Raw genomic sequence first — 8228 nt, 5'->3', positions numbered from 1 at the left:
GAGATTTCCCTTTGCTTTAAGCAAATAAGATCCCTCAGAGACGATGAGGTTGATAGGTCCGAGGTGGAAGCGTGGTGACACGTGGAGCTGACGGATACTAATGGATCGATGACTTATCTATCTGATTTTAATCATTCGTGAAGAACGTTGCTTTTCAAACAAGATGTTTCCTTATCCAGTTTTGAGGGTTCACCTCAAACTTTATATTGATGTGGTGGTGAAGGCGAAGAGGTCACACCTGTTCCCATGCCGAACACAGCAGTTAAGCTCTTCAGCGCCGATGGTAGTCGGGTTTACCCCCGTGAGAGTAGGACGCCGCCACGTCATTTTGAAATCTTCAGGACTTATTCCTGAAGATTTTTTGTTTTGTATTAAAACTCTCTTCACCTCTTCTATTTGAAATCTATTTTCTTTAAATTTAATGTATAAGGTTGATAGATTCGGAGATACTAAGTGTAAAGGCTTCATGATTAAAGAGAGGAGGAGAACGAGTGAGCCGTAAAGATCATTGCAGTATTTGCGAGAGAGAAACAGAAAAGGGAATTTATCTATTACGAGTTTTTATTTGTGAAGATTGTGAGGAAGAGATGATTGACACACCTGCTGATGACCCGAAATATGAATACTTTGTTAAACGTATGGCCAAAGCCCATCGTTCTATGATTCCGTCTTAATATAAATGAGCGTAGCAGCTATGAAGAAGAATACACATCCACCCTTGTTTGCAGGGTGGATTTTTTTATTGACTAAAAAGGGAACGTCCACTTGAGCTAAACCCATGTGTACTGCGTAACGGACTGGGAACGTTACTCTAACTATTTTATTTATATGCTTTGAGTCCATCAGAGACGGAGCCTTTGTTCAAGGGCGATGTGTGTATTGCTTGTCTGTGGCTATTTATGTAAGCTTGAACATGGAAGAAGGTGATTGATATGAACTCTACATATATGCCGCTTTACGAAGCGCTTAAACGGAATATAGAACGAGATCCTTTATCTTTTCATGTCCCTGGTCATAAGTATGGAAAGGTGTTTGAAAAGCAGGCCTCTGAAACGTTTCAATCCATTTTACAATTGGATGCTACAGAAGTGGATGGACTGGATGATCTGCATGCTCCAGAAGGTGTGATTTGGGAAGCTCAAAAGTTAGCGAGCGAATTTTTCCAATGTGACCATACCTTTTTCTTGATAAATGGGACAACGGTCGGCAATATAGCTATGATTTTATCCGTTTGTCTTCCAGGGGAAGAGATTATAGTGCAGAGGAATTGTCACAAGTCTGTACTGAATGCACTCGAACTTTCGGGTGCATCCCCTGTATTCATCTCTCCAAGATATGAAAAGGAAACTGGCCGGCATAGCCACGTTTCTGCCGAAGACGTCGAAAGAGCTTTGAAGGACTACCCTGACAGTAAAGCTGTCTTTTTGACCTACCCGGATTACTTTGGAAGGACGTATGATCTGGAGAAAATTGCAGAAGTTGTTCATAGGTCCCGTATTCCGCTGTTGGTTGATGAGGCTCATGGCGTCCATTTTCAGCTCGGATCCCCATTCCCAAAGGCTGCCTTAGCTGCAGGCGCAGATGGTGTGGCTCAGTCTGCCCATAAAATGGCACCTGCGATGACGATGGCTTCGTTCCTTCATGTCCAAGGTGACAGGATCGATCTGAACCGAATTCGTCATTATTTACAAATGCTCCAGTCGAGCAGCCCTTCCTATCCACTGATGGCGAGTTTAGACGTGGCTAGAGCTTATTTAGCTGCATGGAAGCCCTCGGAAAAGGAGGACTTGTTTTCATTCTTGGATCAAGTAAAGGCCTTGTTCCAGTCTTATAATTATTGGACTGTGAAAACTACGGATGATCCGTTGAAGCTTACGCTCGAGGTTCTAAGCGGAACCGGGTTTGAATGGGCGGAGGCTCTGGATGCGGTGGGAATCGTACCGGAGCTTGCAACGACAGATCAAGTTCTACTCGTATTTGGACTCGCCCCGAGTTTGGATGTACAGTTATTGGAGGACCGGTTGAAGACCTTGGATTCCCAATTAAAAAAGCAAACAAACCGTGCTACAATAATAGAGGATCAAATCCAATTTCCAGCGGTTCAAAAGCTGGAATTCAGCTATTCGCTCATGCAGAGAATGGACGTGGAGAGAGTGGATTGGCAAGAAGCTGCAGGGTACGTCGCAGCAGAAGCGATCATCCCCTATCCACCAGGCATTCCATTAGTCTTGAAGGGGGAGCGCTGGGATGATCAACATATAGCTCAGGTGCGTGCCCTGTCCAGTCAGGGGGCACGCTTTCAAAATACAGGCATGGAACAAGGTGTCCTTGTTTTTAAAGGAGAATAGATGTGAAAGGATTGTTTGTAACGTTCGAAGGTGGCGATGGAGCTGGTAAATCTTCCATCCTGCAAGAGATCGGAAAAGATTTGATAGAGGAAGGGTATTCCGTTCTAGTAACGAGAGAGCCGGGAGGAATACGCATCGCAGAAAAAATAAGAGAAGTGATCCTTGATCCTTCACATACAGAAATGGATGGCCGTACTGAAGCTCTGCTTTATGCCGCGGCACGCAGGCAGCATCTCGTAGAGAAAGTCATCCCTGCATTGAAAGAAGGAAAAATCGTGCTTTGCGACCGGTTTGTAGATTCCAGCCTTGCCTATCAGGGAGCAGCACGTGGTCTTGGTATGGAGGAAGTTTTTAAAATCAACCAATTCGCCATTGATGATCATATGCCGGATTTGACGTTGTTGTTTGACATCAAACCTGAACGAGGGTTGAAGAGGATTGCTGCGAATCAGGGAAGAGAGAAGAATCGTCTCGACCTTGAACATATCGATTTTCATGAAAAAGTTTATGATGCCTACCAACGATTGGCTGAGCAAAATAAGGACCGCATCTGTGTTATTGATGCCGATCAGGAGTTCGAATCTGTGAAAAAAGATGCGTATCGCGTTTTAAGCGGTCACTTGCCATCATAATTTCCATCCATTTGTTATAATAGGAGAAAACACCCAACAGGAGGGTATGATTGCATGAAGATGATCATTGCGGTCGTTCAGGATAAAGATAGCAGTCGTTTGACGGATGCCTTAGCAGAAAATAATTTTAAAACGACCAAACTATCAACGACAGGTGGATTCTTACGAGAAGGAAATACAACGTTCATGATTGGTTGTGATGATGATCAAGTGGACGATGCTTTAGATATTATTAAAGATAATTGCAGCCAGCGTGAACAGATGGTTGCTCCCATTTCGCCGATGGGGGGAAATGCGGACTCTTACATTCCCAAACCCGTAAAGGTCGAGGTAGGGGGAGCGACTGTATTTATATTGCCGGTTGATTCCTTTTTTCAGTTTTAACTTAGAAGGGGTTCAAGTATGAAAATCAATCAAGAAATACGGACACAGATGGAGGCAGCAAAAAGACACTCTTCCCTCCAGACGAACGGGAAGCCTGGTTTTGATGCGATGGTGCAGTCCCAATCCCGGCAGCTGCAAGAAGCCCAATTGAGCAGGCTGATGAGTAGTATCACGGCACAGGGGGAGCGGGTGGCAAGAGCTCGGTCTTTCCGTGATCTGGCTAAATATAAACGTCTTATCAAAGACTTCATGAAAGAGTCCGTCCAATATGGAATGAACCTGAAGCATTCGCATAGTTGGAATGCACATGGACAGACTCGAAAGTTGACGATAGTGGAATCGGTTGATGAGAAGCTGTCTGAACTGACAGAGGCAGTGATGGATCAGGAAAAGCGAACGGTTGATCTGCTTGGGCTGATTGGTGAAATCAAAGGTTTGCTTATTAATTTATATACGTAAGGACGGAAGTAGTATGCAGACTTGGACACAAATGAAAGACATCCAGCCTCTAGCTGCCCAAATGCTGATGAACAGCTTCAAAAAGGACCGGATTTCCCACGCTTATTTGTTCCAGGGGAATCGCGGGACCGGTAAAAGGGAAATGAGTATTCTTTTTGCGAAAAGTATTTTCTGCAAAAACAGAGAAGGCGCGGAGCCCTGCCAAAGCTGCAGGGATTGTCACCGGATTGATTCAGGGAATCATCCAGACTTGCACTGGATAGAACCTGAGGGACAATCCATCAAAAAAGAACAAATCCTCCATTTACAAAAAGAATTTACGTATACAGGAATGGAGTCAAACCGAAAAGTCTATATCATCGTCGATGCAGAAAAGATGACAGTCAACGCTTCGAACCGATTATTAAAATTTCTGGAGGAACCGAGTCAGCAGACGACCGCGATGTTACTGACCGAAAGTGGTCCGACCATACTGGATACCATCAGGTCGCGTTGTCAATTGCTTGCCTTTCAGCCGCTGAATCCAAGGCGTGTGCAGGAAAAATTGGTGGAAGAAGGAGTCTCAGAATCGAATGCGAGACTTTTGTCATCCTTAACGAATAATTTGACAGAAGCCCTCGAGATGAATGAAGATGAGTGGTTTGCGAATGTGCGAAAACTAGTGATACAATTAATTGAAGTGCTTCAAAATAAACCAAATGAAGGACTTTTGTTTATCAACCATCAGTGGATGCCTCATTTCAAAGAGCGAACGCAGCTGCAGCGTGGTCTGGATGTATTGATGCTCTGGTTCCAAGATGTGATCAACCAACTTTTGGACCGGGAAGAATCGATCATTTTCACGACAGAGAGAGAGAATTTGAACCAGGCAGCGATGCGTTGGTCACGTCAGTCAGCAGCACGAAGCTTAACGGATATTCTTGAGGCGAAACGAAAGATAAATCAAAATGTCCATCCTAATTTAGTGATGGAACAACTTACCCTTCAACTACAGAGGTGATGATCGAATGATCGAAGTTGTAGGTGTCCGATTTAAGCAGGCGGGTAAGGTATATTATTTCGATCCGGGGGAATTGCGGATGACGACGGACGATTATGTCATCGTTGAAACCGTACGCGGAATCGAATTCGGAAAAGTTGTCATTGCTAATAAATCCATAGATGAAGAAGACGTTGTTTTACCTCTTAAAAAAGTCATCCGTATGGCAGATGATAAAGATAAAGTGACGGTGGATGAAAACAAAGACAACGCCGCAGAAGCTTACCGGGTTTGCGAAAAGAAAATCCGTGAACATAAATTGGACATGAATCTTGTGGATGTCGAATACACGTTTGATCGTAATAAAGTGATCTTCTACTTTACGGCTGATGGCCGTGTGGACTTCCGTACATTAGTCAAAGATCTTGCGTCTGTTTTCAAGACGAGGATCGAACTGCGCCAAATCGGTGTCAGAGATGAAGCGAAAATGCTCGGGGGGATCGGTCCATGTGGACGGATGCTTTGTTGCTCAACGTTTTTAGGTGATTTCGAACCTGTTTCTATAAAAATGGCCAAGGACCAGAACTTATCCTTGAACCCAGCGAAAATTTCTGGCCTTTGCGGCCGCTTAATGTGTTGTCTCAAGTACGAAAATGATGATTACGAAAATGCGAAGAAAGAGCTTCCTGACCTCGGTGAAAGCATTGCGACCTCCTTTGGTAAAGGAAAAGTCGTCGGACTGAATATGCTCGAACGTATGGTGCAGATTGAATTCCGCGACAAAGAGCGCGTCCTTGAATACTCTCTGCAAGAGCTGATCGATGAAGGAGTTCTTCAAACCGAAGCCTCAGAATAAAGGGTGGAGTCGAGCGTGAAGAAGAAAGCCATATTTGAACAAGTATCCCATTTTGAAAGTCAAATCGGTGAGCTCTATGAACAGCTCGGCGATTTAAAAAAACAGCTGGCCTATCTCTTAGAAGAAAACCAGCATTTATCGCTTGAAAATCATCACTTGCGACAACGGTTAGAGAAAGAGAATGAAAAAGAACAATCTTCCTCAAGTTCCAAACAGGACAAAGGGGCAGTCGTCGGGGAAGGCTATGATAATCTCGCGAGGCTTTACGAAGAAGGCTTTCATATTTGTAATCTTCATTTTGGCAGCCCGAGAGATGAGGATTGTCTGTTTTGCTTATCTTTCTTAAACAAAAAGAAATAATTCCAGGTCCAAGCCTTTCCTTGCTCGTTCGAGGAAGGGCTCTCTTTATATCATAGATGGGTTTAAATTTATAGTTATGTTAGGGAAAGATGATTTGTCAGTATTACGGAATACTTGATTCCATGTTTTTATGTGCAGATAGGAGGCGATGGGAAACGTTTAGTTTCCCAGAATCCGTTCGCCCCTGAAAAAAAGCAATGAAACCGTTCCAGAAAAGGGAGCTGTTATAGGAATTCAAGTAAAGAAAGGAAAGCGGAAATGGTTCAATTATATGAAGATGAACGAATTGATTTTTTATTAGCGAAAGAAAACATGCGGATTATTCAAAGCCCGAGCGTATTCGCTTTTTCATTAGATGCGGTTTTACTCGCTGACTTTACTTATGTACCAAAAACACGGGGGAAAATCATCGATTTATGTACAGGGAACGGTGTCGTCCCTCTTTTTCTCTCCACACGATCGAGAGTTCCGATAACAGGGGTGGAAATTCAGGAGCGGCTCTATGACATGGCCCTCCGTAACATGGAACTGAATGATTTAGGCGATCAACTGAATATGATCCATGGGGATTTGAAAGATATGCCCGGACATTACGGAAATGACAAATTCGATCTGGTTACATGTAATCCTCCATATTTTCCTACTCCTAAAGCGGATGAGCAGAACTTGAATGAGCATTTGGCTATTGCCAGGCACGAAATCCACTGCAGCTTAGAAGACGTAGTAGAGTCATGCAGCAGGCTGGCGAAGTCAGGAGGAAAAGTATCCATGGTTCATCGCCCTGAGCGCATGGTGGAAATTATTCAGTTATTCAAAAAGTACAAGTTGGAGCCTAAAAGAATGCGACTCGTATATCCAAAAGAGGGAAAAGAGGCGAACATTCTTCTGATTGAAGGAGTCAGAGACGGGAAGCCCGGGTTGAAAATTCTACCTCCGCTGTACGCTCTTACGAATGATGACGAATATACTCAAGAGCTAAGGGAAATTCTTTATGGAGAATAGTCATTACGTCTATATGCTCAAATGTAAAGATGGCACCCTTTATACCGGATACACCAACAATCTGGGGGCTAGGTTAGAAAAGCATCAGAGCGGCAAAGGGGCCAAGTACACAAGAGGTAGAGGGCCTCTCGTACTTGAGGCTTATGAAGTGTATGAGACGAAGTCAGAAGCCTTACAACAAGAATACCGGCTGAAACGAATGACAAGGAAAGAGAAAGAATATTGGATTGAACAAAGAAAGGAAGGGGTGAGCATGGATGAACGTACAAAAAAGTTTCATGGATCATGATCAAGGGACGCTTTATATTGTCCCTACTCCCATAGGAAACCTGGAAGATATGACTTTTCGTGCTGTTAATACTTTAAAAGAAGTGGATATGATTGGTGCCGAGGATACGAGGAATTCCAGAAAATTGCTCAATCATTTTGAAATCTCTACGACACTTGTCAGTTACCATGAACATAACAAACACACAAAAGGTCCGGAGTTGATTGAGAGGCTGAGTGGTGGAAAAGACATCGCCATCGTCAGTGATGCGGGTATGCCCGGGGTTTCAGATCCTGGAACAGATCTTGTCCAAAGAGCGATTGAGGCAGATATCCCCGTCGTTGTTCTGCCAGGTGCGAATGCCGCGTTGCCTGCTCTCGCCGGATCAGGGCTATCCACAGAAGAGTTTTACTTTCATGGATTTCTTCCAAGGAAAAAGAAAGACCGCGCAGCCGTTTTAGAGAAGCTTCAATCCATTCAAGCCACTCTGATTTTTTATGAATCTCCTCACCGATTGAAGGAGATGTTAAGCCATGTTCATGAAATACTTGGAGATAGAAAGGCCTCATTAGTACGCGAACTGACGAAACGTTACGAAGAATACATTCGTGGGGGTTTGGGAGAATTAGTGGATTGGGCTCATTCTGAACAAATTCGTGGGGAATTTTGTGTAGTGATTGAAGGAGCGGGTGATGTAGAATCTGAGGATAGCCACCAGTGGTGGGCACACTTATCCCTCGTCGATCACGTCCAGCACTATATTGAAAACGATGGAATGAGGAATAAAGAAGCGATAAAACAGACGGCTCTAGACCGAAAGCTCCCGAAACGGGAAGTCTATCAGGCCTATCATGTAGAAGAAAAATAAAACCAGCAAGAGAAAACCCCTTACTGCCAGGCCTGTGAACAGTAAGGGGTTGCTTTAACATATGTCTTTTTT

The 8228-nt window shown here is 43.9% G+C and carries 11 protein-coding genes and 2 rRNA genes; all 13 read left to right on the top strand.

Annotated elements, in window-relative coordinates; translation table 11 throughout:
* Positions 1–121, top strand: a 23S ribosomal RNA gene (locus GLW00_RS19455); the annotation flags it as partial.
* Positions 122–210: 89 nt separating this feature from the next.
* Positions 211–324, top strand: a 5S ribosomal RNA gene (gene rrf, locus GLW00_RS19450).
* Positions 325–491: 167 nt separating this feature from the next.
* Positions 492–674, top strand: a complete 183-nt coding sequence (locus GLW00_RS20755; RefSeq protein WP_160916845.1) for a sigma factor G inhibitor Gin — start codon at positions 492–494, stop codon at positions 672–674.
* 258 nt (positions 675–932) lie between these two features.
* Complete coding sequence (locus GLW00_RS19440) at positions 933–2348, top strand: aminotransferase class I/II-fold pyridoxal phosphate-dependent enzyme (protein ID WP_160916843.1); 1416 nt, start codon at positions 933–935, stop codon at positions 2346–2348.
* Positions 2349–2350: 2 nt separating this feature from the next.
* Positions 2351–2980, top strand: coding sequence for a dTMP kinase (gene tmk, locus GLW00_RS19435; RefSeq protein ID WP_160916841.1), 630 nt, complete (start codon positions 2351–2353; stop codon positions 2978–2980).
* A gap of 54 nt (positions 2981–3034) precedes the next feature.
* Positions 3035–3364: a cyclic di-AMP receptor DarA gene (darA, locus tag GLW00_RS19430; RefSeq protein ID WP_160916839.1), complete on the top strand. Its 330-nt coding sequence runs from the start codon at positions 3035–3037 to the stop codon at positions 3362–3364.
* A gap of 18 nt (positions 3365–3382) precedes the next feature.
* A complete protein-coding gene (locus tag GLW00_RS19425; protein ID WP_160916837.1) occupies positions 3383–3823 on the top strand; it encodes a YaaR family protein in 441 nt (146 codons plus the stop codon).
* A 13-nt stretch (positions 3824–3836) separates the two neighbouring features.
* Positions 3837–4823 (top strand): DNA polymerase III subunit delta', encoded by a 987-nt coding sequence (gene holB, locus GLW00_RS19420; RefSeq protein WP_160916835.1) that lies wholly within the window; start codon positions 3837–3839, stop codon positions 4821–4823.
* Between the two features lie 7 nt (positions 4824–4830).
* Entirely contained in the window at positions 4831–5658 is an 828-nt protein-coding gene (locus GLW00_RS19415; protein ID WP_160916833.1) for a PSP1 domain-containing protein, read from the top strand.
* 15 nt (positions 5659–5673) lie between these two features.
* Positions 5674–6018 (top strand): DNA replication initiation control protein YabA, encoded by a 345-nt coding sequence (gene yabA / locus GLW00_RS19410; protein WP_160916831.1) that lies wholly within the window; start codon positions 5674–5676, stop codon positions 6016–6018.
* Positions 6019–6276: 258 nt separating this feature from the next.
* Complete coding sequence (locus GLW00_RS19405) at positions 6277–7020, top strand: tRNA1(Val) (adenine(37)-N6)-methyltransferase (RefSeq protein ID WP_160916829.1); 744 nt, start codon at positions 6277–6279, stop codon at positions 7018–7020.
* Complete coding sequence (locus tag GLW00_RS19400) at positions 7010–7309, top strand: GIY-YIG nuclease family protein (protein ID WP_160916828.1); 300 nt, start codon at positions 7010–7012, stop codon at positions 7307–7309. The genes GLW00_RS19405 and GLW00_RS19400 overlap by 11 nt, the downstream gene beginning before the upstream one ends.
* Complete coding sequence (gene rsmI / locus GLW00_RS19395) at positions 7278–8156, top strand: 16S rRNA (cytidine(1402)-2'-O)-methyltransferase (RefSeq protein ID WP_160916826.1); 879 nt, start codon at positions 7278–7280, stop codon at positions 8154–8156. Before GLW00_RS19400 ends, rsmI begins: the two co-directional genes overlap by 32 nt.
* Positions 8157–8228 lie beyond the last annotated feature (72 nt).

The organism is Halobacillus litoralis (assembly GCF_009856445.1).
GTDB classification, from domain to species: domain Bacteria; phylum Bacillota; class Bacilli; order Bacillales; family Halobacillaceae; genus Halobacillus; species Halobacillus litoralis.
The sequence above is the reverse complement of the archived record's forward strand: the minus strand, read 5'-3'. Positions and strand labels throughout refer to the sequence as shown.

Excerpts from the sequence above, each read along its gene's own strand:
- GLW00_RS19440 (WP_160916843.1), top strand. The coding sequence starts at position 933 with ATGAACTCTACATATATGCCGCTTTACGAAGCGCTTAAACGGAATATA.
- darA (WP_160916839.1), top strand. The coding sequence starts at position 3,035 with ATGAAGATGATCATTGCGGTCGTTCAGGATAAAGATAGCAGTCGTTTG.
- GLW00_RS19425 (WP_160916837.1), top strand. The coding sequence starts at position 3,383 with ATGAAAATCAATCAAGAAATACGGACACAGATGGAGGCAGCAAAAAGA.
- holB (WP_160916835.1), top strand. The coding sequence starts at position 3,837 with ATGCAGACTTGGACACAAATGAAAGACATCCAGCCTCTAGCTGCCCAA.
- GLW00_RS19415 (WP_160916833.1), top strand. The coding sequence starts at position 4,831 with ATGATCGAAGTTGTAGGTGTCCGATTTAAGCAGGCGGGTAAGGTATAT.
- GLW00_RS19405 (WP_160916829.1), top strand. The coding sequence starts at position 6,277 with ATGGTTCAATTATATGAAGATGAACGAATTGATTTTTTATTAGCGAAA.
- GLW00_RS19400 (WP_160916828.1), top strand. The coding sequence starts at position 7,010 with ATGGAGAATAGTCATTACGTCTATATGCTCAAATGTAAAGATGGCACC.
- rsmI (WP_160916826.1), top strand. The coding sequence starts at position 7,278 with ATGAACGTACAAAAAAGTTTCATGGATCATGATCAAGGGACGCTTTAT.